Below are 21,871 nucleotides of genomic sequence, written 5' to 3'. Positions count from 1 at the left end.
TGCCGTATAATTGATTTTATACGGTTCGCGATTAGGTTACAGACTATCAGTCAACTACAGTAACGCCCATTGAACGGCAGGTTCCCGCGATCATGCTCATTGCTGATTCGATGCTGGAAGCGTTCAGGTCGGGCATTTTCTGCTCGGCAATCTTCTGTACCTGCTCCTTTGTGATTGTAGCAACCTTTGTCTTGTTAGGTGTGCCTGAACCGGACTCGATCTTGCAAGCCTTCTTGATAAGAACGGCTGCCGGAGGAGTCTTTGTGATAAACGTAAACGATCTGTCGGCATAAACCGTGATTACAACAGGAATGATAAGACCGATATCGTTCTTTGTCCTCTCGTTGAAATCCTTTGTGAATGCCATGATGTTAACACCGTGCTGTCCCAGCGCAGGACCTACCGGTGGTGCAGGAGTCGCCTTTCCTGCCGGAATCTGCAGCTTAATATAGCCTACTACTTTTTGTGCCATCTTTCGCACCTCCATAATTTGTGGTAAGGCGAGCGCCGAAACGCTCTCCCACTTTTTGAAGCAAGATGTCAACAGACAAGCCGCATTGATTCCAGCGGATTGTCTTGTATATCAACTTTCGCTTCTTATAAACGTATGAATTATGCGGACATTCCAGCCCGCCGTCTGCGTCAGTCCTCAGCCTTGATCTGTGAGATAGGAAGACTTACAGGAGTTTCCCTTCCGAACATCGATACTACTACGTCAACGGTCTGCGACTCGATATCGATATTCTGAACCGTTCCGGTAAAGCCCTCGAAGGAGCCGCCTGTAACAACCACAAGATCTCCGATCTTATAGTTGACCTCAACGGTCTTCTTTCTCTCAGCCTCAACTCCCAGCGCCGCAACCTCTTTTTCAGTAAGAGGAACAGGCTTGGACGCGGGACCGACAAATCCTGTAACTCCCCTTGTGTTTCTTACAATGTACCATGAATCGTCGTTCATGACCATTTTTACAAGAACATAGCTGGGGAAAAGCTTTCTTTCAGCTTCAACCTCCTTGTTATCCTTTACTTCGGTAACAAGCTCCATAGGTATTTTGACCTCGGTAATAAGTTCCTGAAGCTTTCGGTTTTCAACAACCTTCTCAATATTCTGTTTAACCTTGTTCTCATAACCGGAATATGTGTGTACTACATACCACTTTGCTTCTTCAGACATGATATAAACCTCCGTAGATATTGCAGGCTGCAAAAACCGTTTTCCGGACACGCCGGCAATCAAGCGCCCAGATTAAGCAACGCCTTTATCGCGGCTCCCAGTCCGGTGTCGATACCAAAGAGAAACAGCGCCATAACCGCCATTACGGACAGAACTATTCCCGTATTGTTTATAACCTGCTTTCTGCTTGGCCAAACGACCTTTTTCAGTTCGGATTTCAGATCTCTGAAATACTTTCTCACGCCGCCTTTTTTAGTCTTTTCAGACTTGCCGGACGCCTTTGACTTCGCAGCCTTGGAGTCAGCTTCTTTCTTAGCCATAATAAAGCCCTCCCGACTTACTTAGTCTCTTTGTGAAGAGTGTGCTTCTTACAGAACTTGCAGTATTTATTCATCTCAAGTCTGTCAGGGTCATTCTTCTTGTTCTTTTTCGTGTTGTAGTTCCTCTGCTTGCATTCTGTACAAGCGAGCGTAATCTTAACTCTCATTTTCGGCACCTCCTGACGAAATTTGCATTCTGCAGGAACGGGCAGAATGCGTCTGCCTCCCTCACGCGCAAAGTCATGTACAAAAGCCCGCGCAGCTATGAGGTAACTTATGTTTTAAGCCGCGTTTCCCGCGCATACAGCCAAAAACGCGCAAAAAAATAGACCTCATAAAGAGGTATGATTATTATATCATACTTGACATACGCTTGTCAAGCAATTTTATAAACTTTCTGTAAATTCTTCTTCCGGCAATCATATAGAAACGAAAGCCGAGCCGCAGAACATAAAAATGTCCGGAAATTCTCTGTTATGCCCGGAACAATGAAATATACGGCGACGCTTCAGCCGCTCCGATTTTTTCATATATTAAAGGCGTGCCTCCGCGCTGACCGCCGGACGGTTAAGCGGCTTCCGGCGGTCATTTGTTTTTCAGACCTTGCTTTCGTCAGGTTTTCCGGCAGCGTCGGCATTTTCATTAAATTCTCCCTCTTCCTCCGGGATCCACGCTTTTCCGAAGTTTACATCCTTGAACAAAGCCGCCAGACCGGTGATCTGCTTTAATCTCAGTATCTCGTCCTTGTCCATGCCGAGATGCTTTGAGATCCATGCGTCCGATCTTCCTATCTCATGCAGCTCCTTTACAATATTACTCATAAGGTCAACGTCGTGAGAACCTCTGGCTCTGTTGTGGCGTATTGTACTTGCCATTCTATGATCCAAAGACTTGTTTATTACGGAAACCGGCAGCATTCCGTTTTCACGCCTATATATGTCGTCATGCTCCAGCATGACGCGATAGCGGTGAAACCCGTCAACTATTATATATTTATCGTCCTTTTTGGAATAATAGCAGACTATCGGCATTGTATAGCCGTCCTCTCTTATACTGTCGTACAGCAGATTAAGCTCCGGAGGCGCGACCGCGTTGGGGTTGTATGTATTAGGAACTATTTTTTCTATCGGCACCGCTTTCACACCGTATACAGGACTTGTATATTTCATTATATTTCCTCCAGACTCTTGTATTTTTTCTTTATCTTTTCAATCTGATTTTTTTGCTTACGCGTCTCTCCGAAACCCATAGAGCGGCACATATGGTCGTTTTTCAGAATACAGGTGCACATTCTTTTCCAGCTGGGAATATCTTTGGTACTGAGTATATCGTCGGTATCGTCAGGAATGGTTCCGACAAATATGACTCTGGATTTCTTATTCATGGTATAGTTTGAAACTCCGTTGAGCATGATATTGTATCCCTTTCTCAGCAGCTCCTGTATCGTTTCGTCAGACAATCCTCCTCCCGTTTCGTGCCAGAATCTTATCGACGTCCTGAATTTGTCCGAATAGTTTTTGCTCAGCCGTTTAGGAAGGGTGCTGAGGAGAAATTCGGTATAGGACCTCCATGTATAACCCTCGGGGAGCTTTATCCTTCGGTATCCCAGCGCGGAGGATCTTCCGTATAACGCAGTGAAGTTAACTCCTCTCACCCGTCCCAAAAGCCTGACCCATACGTCAGGCTCCAGTACCCTATAGAGATTCAGGCTGTCCTTGGCATAATCGTTAAAGGGCGAAGCTACCCTCATCTGCTCCGGAGTAAGCCCCGCTTTATAATACAGATCGTAAAGACGGTTGTATTCATACCCGAATTTATAATATGCCGTCCAAACGTCGCTTACCGTCCAGTCATACATAGGAGAGCCGCACCATACGTCCTTGAACGTCTTGGTTATCCAGCTCACGCCGTTATAGCCGTACTTTTTATTTACAATCGCGCTGTATCTCTGAAGCGATTCCGACGCCCTTATTCCAAGCAGGCAAATCGTCTTTCCCCCTCCGTGAATATCCCTGTACCATCTGCCGAACTGCTTTGCAAGGTCCTCCTGATGCATTTTATATCTGTAATATCTGATCGGATTGTTCTCCAGATTGATAACATAAGGCTTATCGGGCATTTTTCTCACCCAGATATCCTTTTTATTGTCGTCCCAAGGATACCAGTACATTTCATAGCTGCTCAGAGCGGTTCTGGTCGCCATAGGCAGACACACCCAATACGGCTCCACACGTTCAAGATTTTTCTCGAAGGTGCTGGTAATGTATTCAGTGGTATAGGTATACTGAGCCTCAAAGTCCTGATGAAAAAGTCCGATCTTTTTTCTGATCCCGTGCTTCTCGGCATAGTCAAGCACCATATTCAGAAGCAGTCCGCTGTCCTTTCCTCCGCTGAACGAAACATATATATTATCAAACTCCTGAAAAATATATTCCATCCGGTTCTGAAAAGCTTCATAAACGTCAATGTCCAGATAATTTTTAATCATATTCTTCACCGCCTTATTGTATAATTATACTATATCCTGAAACATATTTCAAGTTTTTTATACATAATTATACCAATTTCAGCAGACAGTATAAAAAATCGCCGGAACGGCGTATCCTCGTTCCGGCGCTGTATCTGAAATTGTCTTTAATAAGCGGTTTTATAAATTTCCAGAATAGATTCCACAGTACATTCTCTGGGATTTCCTCCGGTACACACATCTTCAAACGCCGACTGGGCAAGCGCCGGAAGATCCTCTTCCTTTACTCCTATCTCACGGAGCTTCTCAGGTATTCCTACGTCCTTGGAAAGCTGTCTTACCGCGTCAACCGCCGCCTTTCTGTACTCGCTTTCGCTCATTCCGGAGGTATCGACGTCCATAGCCTCCGCAATATCCTTGAACTTATCTCCGGTGCAGGGAGCGTTATACTCCATTACATAAGGCAGCAGGACAGCGTTTGCGATTCCGTGGGGAGTATCATAAAAAGCGCCGAGCGGATGAGCCATTCCATGAACCACTCCGAGCCCTACATTTGAAAATCCCATTCCGGCTATGTACTGACCGAGAGCCATATCCTCCCTGCCTATAGGATCATTGTCGCAGGCTGCGCGCAGCGAACGGCTGATGATCTCGATAGCCTTTAAATGCATCATATCCGTAAGCTCCCAGGCTCCCTTGGTAGTATAGCCCTCGATCGCATGAGTAAGCGCGTCCATTCCGGTAGACGCCGTAAGCCCCTTCGGCATCGACGACATCATACTGCTGTCGATAACGGCGACAATCGGAATATCATGAGGATCCACGCACACGAATTTACGCTTATTCTCCTCGTCTGTGATAACGTAATTTATCGTAACCTCCGCTGCTGTTCCGGCGGTAGTAGGCACCGCTATTATGGGAACGCACGGATTTTTGGTATCAACGGCGCCCTCAAGCGAAGTAACGTCAGAGTATTCCGGATTAGCTATGATAATACCTACAGCCTTAGCAGTGTCTATAGAGGAGCCTCCTCCGATCGCTATAATATAGTCAGCTCCCGACTTGCTGAAAACCTCCACGCCTTTTTTAACCACCGCAACCGTCGGATTAGCTTTAACGTCGGAGAAAATCTCATACGGCATACCGGAATCATCAAGAAGATCTGTTACTTTCTTTGCTACATTAAACCTTATAAGATCCTTATCGGTTATGACAAGGGCCTTTTTAAAGTCTCTCTTTTTTGCCTCACTGACGATTTCAGCGACAGCTCCCGCTCCGAAATATGACGTTTCATTCAATATCATTCTGTTAGCCATAAAAAACCATTCCTTTCTGTCTGCTTTACAGGAAAAATCCTATGTGCTTATTATACAATAACAGCCTATTGAAGTCAAGCATATTTGTTGAAATATACAAGAATATTATGTGATAATTATATGTTAAGCTTTTCCTTTGAACAGTATACGGCTGCGAACCAAGGCAAAGGCGCAAAAAATTCAAGGCAGCGCCGCCGAAAATAGTACGGCGGCGCTGCCTTGATTATTCCTGATTTAAAATAACGGTATAGGTATTCGTGTTTTCATTGCGTATCAGAGAGTATGAAGCGTAGGATATATCCGGCGAGGTTTTCTCAGAAGCGCTTTTCAATATATCAAAAATGCTTCCGTTTCCGCTGCCTCCGCCGAATATTTCACTGTATACCCAGTCGTAAACCTCGTCCGACGAGCACTTGACCCTGACATACCTGTCATGGCTTTCGATAGCTTTCACCGCCGCGCTTTCAAACACTCCGTAAGCGGAAGCTGCGTCGTACACTACAAGCCCTGATTTCACATAATAATTTTCTTCGTCTGACGCCGCCTGCGGATATTTCATGAATACCGATTCCTCGGCGATATGATCCCTTGAACATATCTCGTCGCTTATGTTGAAATAGTCATATCTGATATAATCGTTGCCCAAATCGGAAATGGGATCGTCCCAGGTCGCGTCTATATTATACCAGCCTCCGTTCAAATACACCATATTCCACATATGAGGAACGCCTTCGCCGTCAGCGTCCAGAGACTCTCCCAGCACGGGTATGCACAATATTCCCGCCCGCTCGCAGAGTATCTGCATTGCCTTGGAGTAGCCTTCGCAGACCGCCTTTCCCTCAATAAGACAGCCGTACGCCGAATAAGCGTTTTCGGTTTCGTCGCTGTAGGCGCATTTGAGAATTATCCTGTCGTGAAAGTATTTGAGCTTTTCATAATCGTCAAGCCCCTCCGCCTGAAGGCATATGCTTTCAGCCTCCGACCTCAGCTGGGCAAGCTGACTGCCGCCCTCTTCCTGATTTTTCACATACGAAACGTTAAGCGATCTGACATAATTGTCGTTATCTACAACAATGCTGTAGCTCGAACCAATCTGATTCATCTCAGGAGAGGTGCAGATTATCAGAGTCATTAAATCGTCAAGCAGGTCTGAGGGAATAACTCCGTCGGTAATATCAATATTCTCGTTATATCCGATCAGACCGGCGTATATTTCAAGGTAGCACTGCCTTATCTTCTCATCGGCGTCTTTCAGAAAATAATCCGCAGCCGCCGGAAGTACAGCGTCTGCGTCAGAATCGTCCGAGCTGCTGCTTTCTGACACCGATCCCGTTATCATCTCAGTCTGAACTGACGGCTGACCTTTGTGCCCGAAAGAGCTGTCCGCTCTGGGTGACACCACCGTTGAGCCAGATGATTCAGAGCCAGATAATGCTCCGTACAAAACATCAGAGAAAGAACAGGAAGATACCGCAACCGCTACTGTCAGCGCCGCGGCGGCGCACAATAACCTGTTCAGAAATCTTCTGAAAGTTATCTCTCCCCTTAAAAGGCTGTCTGTTGAATACTTATTTTTAAATACTGATTTATGCACAGTTATCTCCGTTTCCTGCAAATTTCTACACATTCATCTCTGACCGCCAGCCGCCGGCATTTTGTTACTTACAAATAAAACAGACTATTCAGCCGCGGCGTTCTGCTCCGGACCGCTTTTTCTTATAACGGCGCGAAGCTTTTCTATACGCTTTTCGCTTACCTTAATAACCGAAAAGTCAATATTCTGCCAGGTAAACGACGGAGCCTCGCCCTTCGACGGAATAAACCCGAGAATATCCGTCGCGAAGCCGCTCATCGTATCATAATCGCTGTCCTCAGGAAGCTTTGCTCCCAGACGTTCCATAGCCTCCTCAGGATCGGCTTTGCCGTTTATATCAAACGTATTAGGCGTGATTTCCTGTATCTCCTCGTCCTCGTCGTCATACTCGTCCTGAATATTTCCGACTATGGATTCAAGCAGATCCTCCATAGTAACGATTCCGGCAGTACCCCCGTATTCGTCCACAACCACCGCTATCTGTTTTTTTTGTGAAGTGAAAAACTCAAACAGCTCCTTGCAGCTGTTGCTCTCGGGAATATATTTTATTTCTCTCATAAATTCCCTTACAAGCCTGTCGTCCGCGTGATCCACAAAAACCGCCTTAAGCAGATCCTTGGCAAACACCACTCCGCATATATCGTCGATATTGCCCTTATAGACGGGAATACGGGAAAAGCCTTGATCAATCACGATCCTGACCGCGTCCTTTACCGAGGAATCGTCCTCGACCGCCACTACCTCGGTCCTGTGAGTCATGATCTCATGGACCTCAAGATCGTCAAATTCAAAAATGTTGCTTATCATTTCCGCCTGGGTTTCCTCAAGACCGCCCGTTTCATTTACGGCGTCTACCATCATCAGTATTTCTTCCTCCGTTACCGATTCGCCGCCGGAGGCCTCCTTTACTCCGAACAGCCTCAAAACAGCGGAGGTTATACCTGAAACCAAAAGCTCGAGCGGAACAAACAGCGCGAGAAACAAACGGTAAAGCTGACAGGTGTTCATTACAAATCTGTCTGTGATCTTTCCGCCGGAGCACAGCCTTTTCGGCAGCATTATGCCTAAAACGGAAATTACCGCCGCCAGCACACATATTATAATAAGGAAGGACAGCAGCCCTGCCGCATAGTACACCGTCGGCTTGTTTTCCTCAGCCGAAAACAAATCAAGCAAAGAGTTCCTCAAAGGAGAAAAGAAGTAAGCTGTCGCCGCAGCCGACATAATTATTATCATTACCGTCCGGGAAACCAGATTCAGCATTACAAGCCGGTTGGGCTTATCAAGCAGCTTTTTCAGCGTTTTTCCTCTTTTATGCTCCTCTGAAAGCTTTTTTGCCTTCATATCGTTCATTTCGATCAGAGCGTTTTCACAGGCGGTAAAAAAGCCCGATGCAAATAATGCTACAGCGCAAATCAGAAATCCCTGCCACAATCGCCCGGCGTCGTCCATTTGTCCGACCATTCCTTTCATTATAACAATTTCATTAAAGTAATTGTACAACATTCATACTGTATTTGTCAATAGAATATTCAGCGAATCATCAAAAAGAATTTACCGTATCAAACGTCCGTATTCTAAAGCGTTTCCGGCAGAGCTTAATAACGGATTTTGACTACCGAAGCCGCCGTCAGCTCAGGGCATATATTGTCAGATCAAAGCGATAAAATTCAGCTCTGAAGCCAGCTGTTTGTCCCGCGGGAACAGGCATATGCGCAGACGCCGTCAAATTGTGCAATCTGCCTTGTCTTTCAAAAAAACTTACATTTAATATGTATAAATCTCTGAAATTATCCTATCCGCTCCGCCGCTTATAAAATTATTCATAACTTTGCTGTAAAATAAAGCTTATGTGAATGAAAGGACTGATTAAATGGAATACGGGCTGATCGTCGGAGAAAGAATACTTATAATGTTTCTTATTCTCATTCTCGGAGCGCTTTGCTTCCTGAAAGGAATAATAACAAAGGACGGAACCAAACAGCTTTCCAGGTTAGCGCTGAATATTGTAAATCCCGTACTTATATTCATGTCCTACCAGTCTGAATACGACAGCCGTCTTATCAGCGGGCTTCTCTGGGCTTTCGCGCTTTCGGCAATATCCTTTGCCCTTACGATCGCCGCGGCTACGCTCCTTATCCGTCAGAAAAACAATGACGACTGCCCTGTTGAACGCTTTTCGGTCATTTACTCAAACTGCGCGTTTATGTGTATGCCTCTTATAAACGGTCTTTACGGTTCGGAGGGAGTGCTTTATCTTACCGCTTATCTTACGGTTTTCAATCTGCTGGTATGGACTCACGGACTTATGACAATGAAAGGGGAACGGGATTTTTCTTCGTTTGCAAAGGCTTTGAAATCCCCTTCGGTCATTGCGGTAATACTCGGTCTTATATGCTATCTTACTCAGATAAGACTTCCGGAGATACCCGCTCAGGCAATGGAATATATCGCGGATATGAACACGCCGCTTGCAATGCTTATTGCAGGCTCTACCGCGGCGCAGTCAAATATTCTTAAAAGCCTGAAAAAAATCAGGATATATTACATCTGTTTTCTCAAGCTTATACTTATACCGGCAGCAGTATTTTTAATAATCAATCTTTTGCCTGCTCCAGATACCGTTAAAACGACCATTCTTGTAGCTACAGGCTGTCCTGCCGCCACAATGGGAACTATGTTCGCGGTAACGCTGGATAAAAATCCTCAGAAATGCTCCGAGATATTCACCGCAACGACCTTGCTTTCCGGTATTTCGCTGCCCCTTCTGGTCTGCGGCGCGGAACTGCTGCTTTAAAATAAAACCTTTAGTTTGATCGTCAAGACAGATAACTAAACGCTCGCTTAATACCGAAAATAGTTTTGTGAAATATTTAAACGTTGGTGAACAAACTGTAAAACCGAATATAAAAGCAAAAAAACTGTTGACAACGACAATTTTTAATGATATAATATTAAAGTCGATTGCGGCAGTGCTGGAATAGGCAGACAGGCACGTTTGAGGGGCGTGTGTCTTTGACGTACGGGTTCAAGTCCCGTTTGCCGCACCAAGTTGAAAGCTACATTTTAGTGCTAATTGCACAAGAATGTAGCTTTATATTATTTAAAAACACAATAAAATAGAAATAAAAACGAGAGTTCAAATCCTGTAAGTTGAACTCTTGTTTATTTTTATGCTATCTTTTATATAAAAATAAGGAAATTGCAATGCCAAAATTAAAAGCAGCAGCTTATTGCCGAGTAAGCTCAGGTCACAAAGAGCAGGAATCAAGTCGTATTGTGCAGAAAGCTCATTATGAAAAATATATACAAAACAATAAGAATTGGATTTTAGTAGACATATATGCTGATACCAAATGTGCTTCTTATTTTAAGTCGATTTCGAGAAAGCCAATACTAACTCTAAGTAATATTAATTACAATCTTATAAAATTAGAAAGAAATAAATAGTTGACGAAATTTGATTTATGATGTAATATGTAAATGGGGTGATAAAATGATAATCAGTGCAAGCCGAAGAACAGATATACCTGCTTTCTATTCGGAATGGTTTTTTAACAGAATAAAAGCCGGGGATGTGCTTGTGAGAAATCCTATGAATACTCATCAGATAAGCAGGATAAAACTTACCCCTGACGTTGTCGACTGCATAGTGTTCTGGACGAAAAATCCCAAGCCGATGTTGGAGCGGCTTGATGAACTGAAAGATTATAACTATTATTTTCAATTTACGCTTAATTCTTATGCCAAAGACATTGAACCGAGCGTTCCGTCAAAGGATAAGGAATTAATACAGACTTTTAAATCACTTTCAGACAAAATTGGCAAGGAAAGAGTTATCTGGAGATATGATCCGATCATAGTTAACGAAAAATATACAGCTGAATATCACTTCAAGTATTTTGAAAAACTTGCTGAAATATTAGATGGAAAGTTTGGAAAATGTGTAATCAGCTTTGTAGACTACTACAAAAAGAACGCAACGAATTTCAAAAACAATAATATATCGGAGCTTTCTTTTGAAAGTATAAGACAAATTGCAAAAGCTTTTTCTGAAATTGCAAAGAGAAAAAATTTCACTATAAATACCTGCGCAGAGGAAATTGATTTGAGTGAGTTTGGTATTGAACATGGGAAATGTATTGATGACAAACTGATTGAAAAGCTTGCAGGCGGATGGCTGTCGGTATCAAAAGACAAAAATCAACGTGATGAATGCGGCTGTGTTGAAAGTATTGATATTGGTGTGTATAACACTTGTCTGCACGAATGTAAATATTGTTATGCAAATTACAGCAAGAATACCGTTCTTGCAAATTTCAATAAATATGATGCGAATTCACCATTGCTTTGTAGTTTTCTTGGCGAAGATGATAAAATCACAGACAGGAAAGTTAAATCAATGATTGATACACAATTAAAGATGTGGATGTAAACAAAATATGTGTCAAATGTTTCATCAAACCGTGACAGTCCTAACACAATTCCCGTTATCAGTTTGTGGTAACAGGATATTTTATGCCGCTTACACTTTTCACAAAAAAGTGCGAGGTAATCGAGCAACGGCATTGTACACTGAGCAAATATCTATTTCATATTCACAACACAATTGATAAACCTACCGCAGTTTGAACTCTAAAAAGTTTAAGCCGCGTTGCTTTTTATGCTGAAAATCCTATAAATTCAGGATTTTCAGCATTTTATGTTATTGGACAAAATTTGCTTTATAAAAGTTGAATCTCAAAAAGAAAAAGCAAAGCGGAGGGCTGACGTAATGTAAGCTCTCCCGCTTTACAGCATTTCAAAATGCCGGAAAATAAGAAGCCGGTTATATGAAGTCGGTCATATCTTGATAGACTTCTTTATAGTTTAATTATTTCCGAACTTCAAAAATACTCATGATACTTAATCTCGCCGACTAACTGGTCGTCGATATGCAAATACCTGCATATATCAATGAAATAGTCGTCAGACATACTTGCTATAAAATCAACGACTGCTTCATTAGGGTCCGCAATAATGCGTCTTGAGGTTTTATCACGATAACAGTTACCTAAAATGGTATTGTTTAAGTGATGCTTAAATATGGGTGAATTATAATTTTTACTTATAACGTCATCCAGCAGACGGTCATATAACTTGAACATCAGCGGTCGTATGATTTTATAGTATGGCTCGTTAAGTTCATCTGAGGAATATATTTTATTGTTTTCAGATATTAAGTCTTCAAAATCATCGAAAACTTCCTTATCCATATTCAGCGAGGGAGAATCGATACTGTTTTTTATCAAATTAATTATTAAATTTGAAATTATATCGCTGTTTCTCGTACCAATAAGCCTGCTTTCTTTGAATTTGGTTTCAGTTATCATTTTGGCATGAAACATATCCTGCCTGTCTTTTCCTGCATAGGCGATCCTGTCGCTTATTCTAACTACGCACCCTTCCAAAGTATTGGGTCTTAGTCTCTTATGAAATTTATCCTCTAAATAACATTGCTCCAAAAGTTCGTCGAATTCATCAAAAGTATTTAGCGTTGACGGAGTATATTCCTTATAGCCTTTTTCACCGTTGTGCGACAAAATACCGCTTAATGTCTGCAGCGATATATTGGTTCCCAAAACATATCTGAACAATCTGGCGCTATGTACATTATGATTGAAATATCTTACCGGTACGCCTGTTTTTCTGCACCCTTTCTGATACGATATACTCAAAAACTCCTCGCCTTTGTGTCCGAACGGAGTATGACCCATATCATGACCAAGAGCTATTGCTTCTATCAGATCTAAGTTGAGCTTTAAGGCCCGTCCGATTGTTCTTGCTATTTTTGATACTAACTGTACGTGCAAGGCCCTGCGGGTTAAGTCGTCATTTTTATAAAATGAAAAAACCTGAGTTTTATCAGCGTATCTATTATATAACGGGTTATAAAGTATGCAATCAACATCATAGGAATATTGCGGACGAATGATGTCATATCTGGGTGTTTTTCTCCTCACAGCGGAATCATTTTTAGAAGCGTACGGAGATAAAGCCTCGTCATATGACAAATTTACGGATTCTAGATATTTTCTTTCACTTTCGCTAAACAAAAAATAGTTATTCATATATTTTCCAATCATTATTAAAACGTAATTTCACCTTCGACCCTGTTGAAAACATCTGCTATGTTTTCAACATCGATACGATTTACAATTAAGAATCATCTAAACTTTTTTGTACAAGCCGACCATTTATTTATAATAACTGCACTTCTTTTAACTTCAGGGAACAGTAAATGCATACAGATATATAACCCGCGCAGATAATCAGTTAAATACTGAAAGCAATTATTCAGTTCGACTGGCATAAAAACTGAATTCATTAATCCAATTGTTAGTTTGATAGCATTCTTCTTTTTCATATTAAGCTTATATCGACAAATAAATCTTACTTAAATTATATACCACAAGATGACAAAAAGTCAATACTTGGACAAAATATTTTATACACCGGAGAAAGCAAAGGCTCATGGGGAAAATAAATAAAAACCACGCAAATGCGTGGTTTTTATGCTATATGGTGGAGGCGAGGAGAGTCGAACTCCTGTCCGAAAACCTATCCCCACGAATTTCTACGAGTGTAGCTTGTTATTCCGGATCGCTCCGTTTCCCTTTAATATCCGCAAACAAGCAGGCAAATATTATCGGTAGACTGCAATACATCAAAGAGCTACAGCCGTCACTCAATGACGTTCACCACTAGTCGGCGCCTTATCCTAAGCCGTGGTACTCAAAGGTAAGACGAGCAGCATTAAGCAGCTGCTAATTCAAAATTATCGTTGTCGTTTAATTTTAAAACGTACGCCGTTTAAAGAGAGTGCGCTCCTCTACTCGCTTATCGTGCTTCAAGATCCCCGTCGAAACCTTTACGCCCCCGTTTTTATTTATTGATCGACCAACCGCTTCTGTATATATTTCGGAAGCTTGCCGACTACAGTTTTATAGCTGTGATCGATCATTTCTAATATTACCGAAGCTTCAACCGAACCATTCAAAGGCAAAGTATTGAAATACGGCTGCTGAACCGCCGGACAGTGATACCCTCTTACAACAACTCCCGGATACAGCCTTCTGTAAAAATCTCCAGTCATAGCGTCGCAGTTGAAGGTAGCAGATTCCTGACCTTTAAGCGTGAAAAACTGCGCGAATATCCTCTTTTCTACCTTTATAACAGTACAGTCCTCTCCGAAAGGAAAATCCTTATATGCGCCCTTCTTTGAAAGACAGTATTTTATGAAATCCTCAGTGCTCATTAACGTTACCTTCCGCGGTCCCTGAGCGCTCTTTCAATATCCCTCTGAGCCGCCTTTTTGGCCATGTCCTCGCGCTTATCATGCAGCTTCTTGCCCTTGCACACTCCCAGCGCAAGCTTAACCCTGCTGCCCTTGAAGTAAAGAGCAAGCGGAACAAGCGTAAGCCCCTCCTGCTTTACCTTTCCTAAAAGACGCATTATCTCACGCTTATGCAGCAAAAGCCTTCTTACCCTGAGCGGATCCTTATTGAATATATTGCCCTGCTCATAAGGAGATATGTGCATACCCTTTACCCACATCTCCCCGTCGTCAACAGAACACCAGCTGTCCTTCAGGTTTACTCCGCCATTTCTTATTGATTTGACCTCAGTCCCTACAAGCTCGATGCCGCATTCGATCTGTTCAAGCACAAAATAATCGTGTCTTGCTTTTCGGTTATCGGCTATCTGCTTCGTTCCGCTTTTATCTATAGCCACATACGGCACCTCCTTTGCAGTAAACTTTATTATAGCACCAATTTTCTGTAAAGTCAAGTATATTAAAATCGATCTTACTGTCAGTTTTTGCAAAACAATATCACGTCAAATATTTGTCGGTTTTAATTCGGAGCAAAGCCTGATGTAAGCGTGGCTTTTCATCGGCTGCGACGAAGCAACCTGCGCCAAACGCTGTCTTTTGACAGCGAAGAGCTTCTAGCTCCTCAGGGTTTCAGTAGGGGGATTAATTCCCCTACTGAAATACTGAATGGAACCCGCCGCCTAAGAGAGGCGAACGCCTGGCGCTAGGTTATAATTTAAGACCCGGCAAGCTGATTCTTTCCGGGTCTTGTTCATTTAATTATTTTTACAGTCGGATACAGAAATTTATCGGGAATTAAAGCGCTGCGATTATCCAGGGAATAAGATAGGTTATAATGCACATTATAGCCGTTGCAAGCAAAATGCCGAAAAAGATTGCAGGAACCGCCTTTTTCATCTTCACCTCAAGCAGACACGCCAGCAGCGCGCCCGTCCACGCTCCGGTTCCCGGAAGCGGTATGCCCACAAATATAAGCAGTCCCCAGAATTCGTATTTTCGGACCGTATCGCCTTTGGCAAGCGTTTTCTGCTCAAATCTGGTTATAAATCCTCCGAATTTTTTTGTCGTTTTCAGCCAGGCGAATATTTTATTGATAAACAAAAGTATAAACGGGATAGGCACTATATTGCCTATAACGCAGATGGGAATAGCCTGAACTATAGGAATATTGAAAAGAGCCGCCGCGACCAGCCCTCCTCTAAGCTCCAGAATAGGAACCATAGATATGATAAAACAAATAAGCTCCTTTGGCAGACCGTCAAGCGTTGTCGTAAACCAATTGATCAATGCGTCACTCATAAAATTTTCCTTTCTTCCGTCCACTGTCAGCAAAAATATAACCTTTCCTGCCTAAGCGTAAGCTTTCTCTACAAGCTTCATAAGCTTTTTCAAATTATTTTTCTGATATACTGTTTTTACTTGTCCCGCCGCCTCCAGAGCCGCCGCTTTGGCATATTCTTTTCTTCCGGTTTTCAGATAGCAAAGACCTAAATACAAGCTGCAGTCAGCCTTCGCCTGCTTTGTCGGAGCGCTGTTCTTCGCCTGAAGCAGCAGAGCTTCAGCCTGAGTATAATTCCCCTTAGCATATTCGTATACTCCAAGCGTATGAAGGACCGGCATATTATATTCTCTCAGCCTTGCCCTTTCAAAGTTTGAGCTCGCTTTTTCGTATATTTCTCCGGCGCCGTCCATATCTCCATCCAAAAGCCTGGCGTACAGATAAACGTTAAAATACTCGTCCTGATAAAACGGGCTTAAATTTTCAAGAGAAATCTTCTCCAGTATCTCATAGCATTCTTTGTAATGACCGCCCTCTGTTAGGTATGAGGCAAAAGTCAGCAAAGCAGTCGCCTTCGCTTTTGCGCCTCTTGCGTTGTCTGCCTGATTTTTCAGCATAGCATACAGCTGAAGCGTTGCGCCGTCAGTTTCCATTATATGAGCAATCCTGCGGTACATTATGCTTTTCCCAACGCAGTCAGCCAGCCGCAGAATACATAAAGCCGCAATACATACAAATACCGAAAAACGATAAATGATCGACAGCTCGAAAACGTCAAGCCTTGCGCCGCTGACCAGCCATACCATACACATAACAAAAAGCCCGCATACAAAAGAAAAAGCAATTATGATCACTGCGGAAACAACTGCAGCTTTCAAAGTCCTCATTGCGGCACCCCAGTTTTTATAATATCACAGATCATAAAAAAAGTAAATAGAAAAGCTATAAGAATTTTTCCACAAAAACAATTAATATATCCTTGACATTATTGCATATTATGCTATAATAATATAAGAAATAAAAGCAAAACGAATTTTTATCAATAATATAAACTTAGAGAACAGAGATAAAGATAAAAGAAAGGAAATATATTGATGAAAAAATTATTATTTGTCTATAACCCGCAGGCGGGCAAGGGGGCTGTCCGTTCTAATCTCTGCGATATTATAGACATATTCACCAAAGGCGGATATACAGTGACCGCTTATCCTACGCAAGCGCCGTTGGACGGATATAATCAAATCAAAAATACCGCTTCAGAGTTTGATCTGATAGTGGTATCCGGCGGAGACGGAACGCTCAGCGAAGCAGTAAAAGGAATGATGGCGCAGGCTGAAAAAATACCTCTCGGCTACATTCCAGCCGGCTCGACAAACGATTTTGCGTCCAGCATGGGGATCTCCACAAAAATGTCCGTTGCCGCGCAGGAAATAGTAGACGGAGTTTATTTTGATTATGACGTAGGAGAATTCAACGGTGAATATTACGTTTACGTTGCCGGCTTCGGCGCTTTTACCGACGTATCCTACGAAACCTCTCAGAACGCAAAAAATATTTTCGGTCATGCCGCCTATATTGCCGAAGCGATCAAGCGTCTGCCTAAATATACCGGATATGAAATGACGGTGGAGCATGACGACGAAATCATACAGGGTAATTTTATTCTAGGACTTGTGTCAAACACCGTTTCAATCGGCGGAATGAAAAAGCTGATATCGGAAGGCGTTTGCTTTGACGACGGTCTGTTTGAAGTTATTCTTGTAAAAACTCCCGCAAGTCCGCTTATGCTTCAGAGCCTGCTAGCCGACGCCGCGCTGAACAAGCTCACCGACAAAAACTTTGTAAAATTCAAGACGTCTAAGGTCAGCTTTACATCAGACTGTGAAATTGCATGGACTCTTGACGGCGAAGCGGGAGGCTCGCACACAAAAGCTGAAATTGTCAGCCATAAGCAGGCTGTCAGGTTTATGGTAAAGCCCGACGACAAAACCGCAGAGCAGCAGCTTATTAATGCAATAGATTCGGATAAGCTTCCAGACGATTCCGCTACGGAAACACAGGACGGCGTATAACCTGAGGAATTAAGCCGATAATTATAGTAAAGCAGGATACTCTGCTTGATTCAGGAAAGGAATTGATCAACGCTTGAACTTTAAAATCAAAAAAGCTTCGCTTGCATTGTTTGTTACTCTGATGGTCAATGCCGCGCTGGTTTGCGTATGTTCTTTCGCTTTCAACAGCGATTTTGCAGGAACTGTATGTGCGGTTTCAGTAACAATGCTGTGGCTGTTTTATGTGCTCGGCTTCTGCCGAAAGAAAAACTGACCCTTTAACGGCTTCCCTTTTCTGCGGAAGCCGTTTTTCTATGCAAAAAATCCGCCGAACATAAAGCGCGGCGGATTTTTTGAAGGCTGTATTTATCCGAAATTATTTTACCGGGAAAATCCAGCCGTATTTATCTTCGATTTTTCCCCACTGAATCCCCGTCATCGTATCGTAAAGCATCTGAGAAACAGGACCGATCTTATTGTCGTTGATCTCCATGATCTTATCGCCCCATTTAAGATGACCTACAGGTGAAATAACCGCGGCAGTTCCTGTGCCGAAAACCTCGTCAAGCTTACCGCTGTCATAGGCCTGCGCGACCTCTTCAATGGATATTCTTCTTTCGGTAACCTTATATCCCTTGTCCCTGCATACTTCAATAGCGGATTTTCTTGTAATTCCTGAAAGAACCGATCCGGTAAGCGCGGGAGTAATAACCTCTCCGTCAATTACAAAGAAGATGTTCATCGAGCCTACCTCTTCAACATACTTTCTCTCAACGCCGTCAAGCCACAGCACCTGCTCATAATCCTGTTTATGAGCCTCGTCCTGACCGGCAAGCGAAATAGCGTAGTTGGCGGCAGTTTTGGCAAAGCCCGTTCCGCCTCTTACAGCTCTAACATACTTGTCCTCAACGTATATCTTAACCGGATTAAGCCCCGTCGAATAATACGCGCCCGACGGTGAAAGTATTATCATAAACATATAATGATCAGCGGGTCTTACGCCTACATACGGATCGGTTGAAATAATAAACGGTCTGATATAAAGCGAAGCGCCCTCGGTATGAGGCACCCAATCCTTCTCGATATTCAAAAGCGCCAAAAGGCCGTCAAGGCAATCCTGCTCGTTCAGCTTTGGAATTACCATTCTTTCGGCAGAAACATTCATTCTTTTAAAGTTTTCGTCCGGTCTGAAAAGCTGAATGCTTCCGTCGGCTGTACGATAAGCCTTCAGACCTTCAAAAATCTCCTGACCATAATGCAGGCACATTGCGGCAGGAGAAAGAGAAATTTCTCCGTAAGGAACTATTCTTGCGTCATGCCAGCCCATACCCGTATCATAATTCATAATAAACATATGGTCTGTAAAAATATGACCAAAGCCAAGCTTAGTTTCATCAGCCGGCTTTTCCTTTGGAGCCGCGGTACGCTCGATTTTGATATCCAACATACAAAATCCTTCTTTCATAAATTTTGTTCAATCTAATTATAATACACTTTATTATAATTTTCAAGTAGCTGGGACAAATTTTTTGGCTTGTAATGAATAATTGCCCGTATTCTCCTGCAAAATAAAAGACAGCGCTTTTACGCGCTGCCTGATTCGCTTAAATTATTTCAGCGAGTTAAGCAAACCGTTGCTGTTGATAATATTTATGAGAAAGTCCGGAAAAGCCTGTCCCTGATAGGTTTCGTTCTTGGTCCTGTTGGTGATCACGCCGCTTTCAAAATCGATCTCAACCTCGTCGCCGTCATTTATTTTTTCAGCCGCCTCAGGACACTCTATTATAGGAAGTCCGATGTTTATTGCATTTCTGTAAAAGATTCTTGCAAACGTTTTGGCGATAACGCAGGAAATACCGCTGGCCTTTATGGCTATCGGAGCGTGCTCTCTCGATGAACCGCAGCCGAAATTTGCTTCCGCTACCATTATATCGCCTTCGTTTACCTTATTGACGAATTCGGTATCTATATCCTCCATGCAATGAGCCGCAAGCTCCTTATGGTCGGTAGTATTCAGATATCTTGCCGGAATGATAACGTCCGTATCAACGTTATCTCCGTATTTATGTACTCTGCCGTGTGCTTTCATTGCAGAACAACCTGCCTTTCATATATATTTTTAGCTTTTATAGTCAGGCGAATTGAAAATATTTTCACCCATAGCCTGTTTCCTCAGCTCCTCGTAAACCTGCTCCAGATACTGGGACGTTATCTCATCCTTGTTACGGGAAATGAAATAGCAGGTCTTTACTTTATGAAACATTCCCTCTTTAACGATACCGTAAACAGGCTGTCCCTTTATATTCGACGTATAGAAATTATTCATTCCCTTTTTGTCAAGCAGCGCCTGAGTCATTTCAACGGTAAAATTATTTTCCGCGCGAAGCTGTTCGACCATTTCATCCGCCTTATCCTCCCTCTGATCGTCGTTCAGGGAGGTTCCGTACTTCTTGGTAATAATACTAAGAATTATATCCCAGAATATTTCACGAATGTAATTTTTCATTTATGAATCCTCCTAAATAATTAGCGCCGCAGCCGATTCATCAAACCTTACGGCAGACTATTGCCGCCGCTGACAACAGCACATATTACCCCAAGAAGTTCCCTTTTATTTTATACTTACCGCACGCCTGAAATATTCGGCCGCGGTACGCGAGATTCAATCCGTCAGCTCAGACGGCTGCGATATTCTTCCGGTAACCGCCGAAGCGGCGGCGACATAAGGCGAAGCCAGATAAACCTCGGATTCAGGGTGACCCATTCTGCCGACAAAATTTCTGTTGGTGGTAGCTACCGCCTTTTCGCCCTTAGCCAGTATTCCCATATGTCCTCCCAGACACGGTCCGCAGGTAGGAGTTGAAACGGCGCAGCCGGCATTAATGAAAATTTCCAGCAGCCCCTCCTGCATAGCCTGAAGATAAACCTTCTGAGTAGCGGGAATAACTATGCACCTTACATTATCCGCAACCCTTCTGCCCTTGAGTATCTCGGCGGCGCATCTCATATCCTCAATTCTTCCGTTAGTGCAGGAGCCGATCACAACCTGATCGATCTTGATGTCGCCAATCTGATCAAAGGTCCTTGCATTCTCGGGAAGATGAGGAAACGCCACAGTAGGCTTGATCTCGTCAAGACAGATGTCATAGACCGCCTCATATTCGGCGTCCGGATCCGCTTCATAGACCTTGTATTCCCTGTCTACCTTGTCCTTTATATAGTCAAGAGTAACCTCGTCAACAGCGAAAATACCGTTTTTAGCTCCCGCCTCAATAGCCATATTAGCCATGCAGAGCCTATCCTCCATAGTAAGGTTTTTCAGACCCTCGCCGGAAAATTCCATTGATCTGTAAAGCGCTCCGTCAACTCCGATCAATCCGATAATGTGAAGAATAACGTCCTTTGCCGCCGAATATTCCGGAAGCTTTCCGGTTATATTGAATTTAATGGCGGAGGGAACCTTGAACCAGGTCTTTCCCTTTGCCATTCCGGCGCACATATCGGTAGAGCCTATTCCCGTTGAAAAAGCGCCGAGCGCGCCGTATGTACAGGTATGGGAATCCGCGCCGATAACGCAGTCGCCGGGAGCCACAAGGCCTTTCTCCGGCAGCAGAGCGTGCTCAATACCCATATCTCCAACGTCAAAATAATTCTTAATTTTATACTCTCCGCAGAAATCCCTGCACTGCTTGCACTGACCGGCGGCCTTGATGTCCTTGTTCGGCGTAAAATGATCCATTACCATAGTGATTTTTTCAGTGTCGAAAACCGAATCGAAACCAGCCTTATTGAATTCGTTGATAGCGACCGGCGAAGTAACGTCGTTACCCAGCACAAGATCGAGCTTTGCCATAATAAGCTGTCCGGCTTTGACCTCGTCAAGTCCGGCGTGAGCCGCAAGTATCTTCTGCGTCATTGTCATACCCATATATTCCTTACTCCCTTCTCTATATAGAAAGCCGCTGTTCCTGTCAAATATAAAACGGCAATGCTTAATTGATTCAAAAATTTACCGCTGACAGCGATTAAGATAATATTATTATATCACATTTAAAAAGTATATGTAAATACATAAAAGTTATATTAAATATGAATAATGTTTATCTATAACGTTTGCGTTATGAGGATTTTAGCTAAAACAAACATTTTAATATTGAAAATATTTACCGCAATAGGCTTATACACTGCGTCTTTTTCAAATCCGTATTAAAATTTATCATAAAATATGAAACAAAAGCGGAATATTCAGTAACTAATTGCACTAACCGCAATATCCGGCGGGAGGTAAACTTTGAG

General features: G+C 43.0%; 23 protein-coding genes, 1 tRNA gene and 1 other RNA gene. 6 read left to right on the top strand and 19 right to left on the bottom strand.

The features are described from left to right. Positions 1-46 precede the first annotated feature (46 nt). The 9 genes from rplK to EIH25_RS00595 all read right to left on the bottom strand — a co-directional run bounded on the left by rplK (position 47) and on the right by EIH25_RS00595 (position 8,343). Positions 47-472, bottom strand: coding sequence for a 50S ribosomal protein L11 (gene rplK, locus EIH25_RS00635; protein ID WP_124098006.1), 426 nt, complete (start codon positions 470-472; stop codon positions 47-49). Between the two features lie 170 nt (positions 473-642). Continuing rightward, positions 643-1,173: a transcription termination/antitermination protein NusG gene (gene nusG / locus EIH25_RS00630; RefSeq protein WP_124098005.1), complete on the bottom strand. Its 531-nt coding sequence runs from the start codon at positions 1,171-1,173 to the stop codon at positions 643-645. 59 nt (positions 1,174-1,232) lie between these two features. Next, positions 1,233-1,493 (bottom strand): preprotein translocase subunit SecE, encoded by a 261-nt coding sequence (secE, locus tag EIH25_RS00625; protein WP_124098004.1) that lies wholly within the window; start codon positions 1,491-1,493, stop codon positions 1,233-1,235. A 17-nt stretch (positions 1,494-1,510) separates the two neighbouring features. Next, the gene (gene rpmG, locus EIH25_RS00620) at positions 1,511-1,660 is read right to left on the bottom strand and encodes a 50S ribosomal protein L33 (protein WP_002848320.1); all 150 of its coding nucleotides are present in this window, start codon (positions 1,658-1,660) and stop codon (positions 1,511-1,513) included. Positions 1,661-2,089: 429 nt separating this feature from the next. Beyond that, positions 2,090-2,662 carry a ParB/RepB/Spo0J family partition protein gene (locus EIH25_RS00615; RefSeq protein ID WP_124098003.1) on the bottom strand — a complete coding sequence of 191 codons (573 nt, stop codon included), beginning with the start codon at positions 2,660-2,662 and terminating at the stop codon, positions 2,090-2,092. Then, a complete protein-coding gene (locus EIH25_RS00610; RefSeq protein ID WP_124098002.1) occupies positions 2,662-3,981 on the bottom strand; it encodes a DUF3440 domain-containing protein in 1,320 nt (439 codons plus the stop codon). The genes EIH25_RS00615 and EIH25_RS00610 overlap by 1 nt, the downstream gene beginning before the upstream one ends. A 146-nt stretch (positions 3,982-4,127) precedes the next feature. Beyond that, positions 4,128-5,276 carry a lactaldehyde reductase gene (gene fucO / locus EIH25_RS00605; protein ID WP_124098001.1) on the bottom strand — a complete coding sequence of 383 codons (1,149 nt, stop codon included), beginning with the start codon at positions 5,274-5,276 and terminating at the stop codon, positions 4,128-4,130. 223 nt (positions 5,277-5,499) lie between these two features. Then, positions 5,500-6,903: a transglutaminase domain-containing protein gene (locus tag EIH25_RS00600; protein WP_124098000.1), complete on the bottom strand. Its 1,404-nt coding sequence runs from the start codon at positions 6,901-6,903 to the stop codon at positions 5,500-5,502. A 51-nt stretch (positions 6,904-6,954) separates the two neighbouring features. Then, on the bottom strand, positions 6,955-8,343 hold the full coding sequence (locus tag EIH25_RS00595; protein ID WP_243113054.1) for a hemolysin family protein: 1,389 nt from the start codon (positions 8,341-8,343) through the stop codon (positions 6,955-6,957). 400 nt (positions 8,344-8,743) lie between these two features. Between EIH25_RS00595 and EIH25_RS00590 the strand changes: the two genes are divergently transcribed. The 4 genes from EIH25_RS00590 to EIH25_RS00575 all read left to right on the top strand — a co-directional run bounded on the left by EIH25_RS00590 (position 8,744) and on the right by EIH25_RS00575 (position 11,305). Then, the gene (locus EIH25_RS00590) at positions 8,744-9,667 is read left to right on the top strand and encodes an AEC family transporter (RefSeq protein WP_243113053.1); all 924 of its coding nucleotides are present in this window, start codon (positions 8,744-8,746) and stop codon (positions 9,665-9,667) included. Between the two features lie 169 nt (positions 9,668-9,836). Next, positions 9,837-9,920: transfer RNA gene (locus EIH25_RS00585), tRNA-Leu, on the top strand. A gap of 157 nt (positions 9,921-10,077) precedes the next feature. Further along, positions 10,078-10,320 (top strand): hypothetical protein, encoded by a 243-nt coding sequence (locus EIH25_RS00580; protein WP_124097999.1) that lies wholly within the window; start codon positions 10,078-10,080, stop codon positions 10,318-10,320. A gap of 46 nt (positions 10,321-10,366) precedes the next feature. Next, positions 10,367-11,305 (top strand): DUF1848 domain-containing protein, encoded by a 939-nt coding sequence (locus EIH25_RS00575; protein ID WP_124097998.1) that lies wholly within the window; start codon positions 10,367-10,369, stop codon positions 11,303-11,305. A 451-nt stretch (positions 11,306-11,756) separates the two neighbouring features. Here the strand turns inward: EIH25_RS00575 and EIH25_RS00570 are convergent, their stop codons facing one another. The 6 genes from EIH25_RS00570 to EIH25_RS00545 form a co-directional block, all read right to left on the bottom strand. After that, a complete protein-coding gene (locus EIH25_RS00570; protein ID WP_164489115.1) occupies positions 11,757-12,980 on the bottom strand; it encodes an HD domain-containing protein in 1,224 nt (407 codons plus the stop codon). Between the two features lie 452 nt (positions 12,981-13,432). Then, positions 13,433-13,790: a transfer-messenger RNA gene (gene ssrA, locus EIH25_RS00565) on the bottom strand. Between the two features lie 8 nt (positions 13,791-13,798). Continuing rightward, positions 13,799-14,167, bottom strand: a complete 369-nt coding sequence (locus EIH25_RS00560) for an MmcQ/YjbR family DNA-binding protein (RefSeq protein WP_124097996.1) — start codon at positions 14,165-14,167, stop codon at positions 13,799-13,801. 5 nt (positions 14,168-14,172) lie between these two features. Further along, positions 14,173-14,643, bottom strand: coding sequence for an SsrA-binding protein SmpB (gene smpB / locus EIH25_RS00555; protein WP_124097995.1), 471 nt, complete (start codon positions 14,641-14,643; stop codon positions 14,173-14,175). Between the two features lie 397 nt (positions 14,644-15,040). Beyond that, positions 15,041-15,544, bottom strand: a complete 504-nt coding sequence (locus EIH25_RS00550) for a small multi-drug export protein (RefSeq protein WP_124097994.1) — start codon at positions 15,542-15,544, stop codon at positions 15,041-15,043. A 51-nt stretch (positions 15,545-15,595) separates the two neighbouring features. Further along, a complete protein-coding gene (locus EIH25_RS00545) occupies positions 15,596-16,411 on the bottom strand; it encodes a hypothetical protein (RefSeq protein ID WP_164489114.1) in 816 nt (271 codons plus the stop codon). A gap of 207 nt (positions 16,412-16,618) precedes the next feature. Between EIH25_RS00545 and EIH25_RS00540 the strand changes: the two genes are divergently transcribed. Both EIH25_RS00540 and EIH25_RS00535 read left to right on the top strand, forming a co-directional pair. Further along, a complete protein-coding gene (locus tag EIH25_RS00540; protein WP_124097992.1) occupies positions 16,619-17,596 on the top strand; it encodes a diacylglycerol kinase family protein in 978 nt (325 codons plus the stop codon). A gap of 73 nt (positions 17,597-17,669) precedes the next feature. After that, a complete protein-coding gene (locus tag EIH25_RS00535; protein WP_124097991.1) occupies positions 17,670-17,849 on the top strand; it encodes a hypothetical protein in 180 nt (59 codons plus the stop codon). 102 nt (positions 17,850-17,951) lie between these two features. On the opposite strand, the gene EIH25_RS00530 is transcribed toward EIH25_RS00535, so the two are convergent. From EIH25_RS00530 to leuC, 4 genes are all read right to left on the bottom strand, one after another. Further along, a complete protein-coding gene (locus EIH25_RS00530; protein WP_206425669.1) occupies positions 17,952-19,022 on the bottom strand; it encodes a branched-chain amino acid aminotransferase in 1,071 nt (356 codons plus the stop codon). 162 nt (positions 19,023-19,184) lie between these two features. Beyond that, a complete protein-coding gene (gene leuD / locus EIH25_RS00525) occupies positions 19,185-19,664 on the bottom strand; it encodes a 3-isopropylmalate dehydratase small subunit (RefSeq protein WP_124097990.1) in 480 nt (159 codons plus the stop codon). Between the two features lie 30 nt (positions 19,665-19,694). Then, complete coding sequence (locus EIH25_RS00520; RefSeq protein WP_124097989.1) at positions 19,695-20,081, bottom strand: hypothetical protein; 387 nt, start codon at positions 20,079-20,081, stop codon at positions 19,695-19,697. A 156-nt stretch (positions 20,082-20,237) separates the two neighbouring features. Then, positions 20,238-21,503, bottom strand: a complete 1,266-nt coding sequence (leuC, locus tag EIH25_RS00515; protein WP_124097988.1) for a 3-isopropylmalate dehydratase large subunit — start codon at positions 21,501-21,503, stop codon at positions 20,238-20,240. Between the last annotated feature and the right edge of the window lie 368 nt (positions 21,504-21,871).

This window comes from Ruminococcus sp. Marseille-P6503, from assembly GCF_900604945.1.
GTDB lineage: Bacteria > Bacillota > Clostridia > Oscillospirales > Ruminococcaceae > FB2012.
The sequence above is the reverse complement of the archived record's forward strand: the minus strand, read 5'-3'. Positions and strand labels throughout refer to the sequence as shown.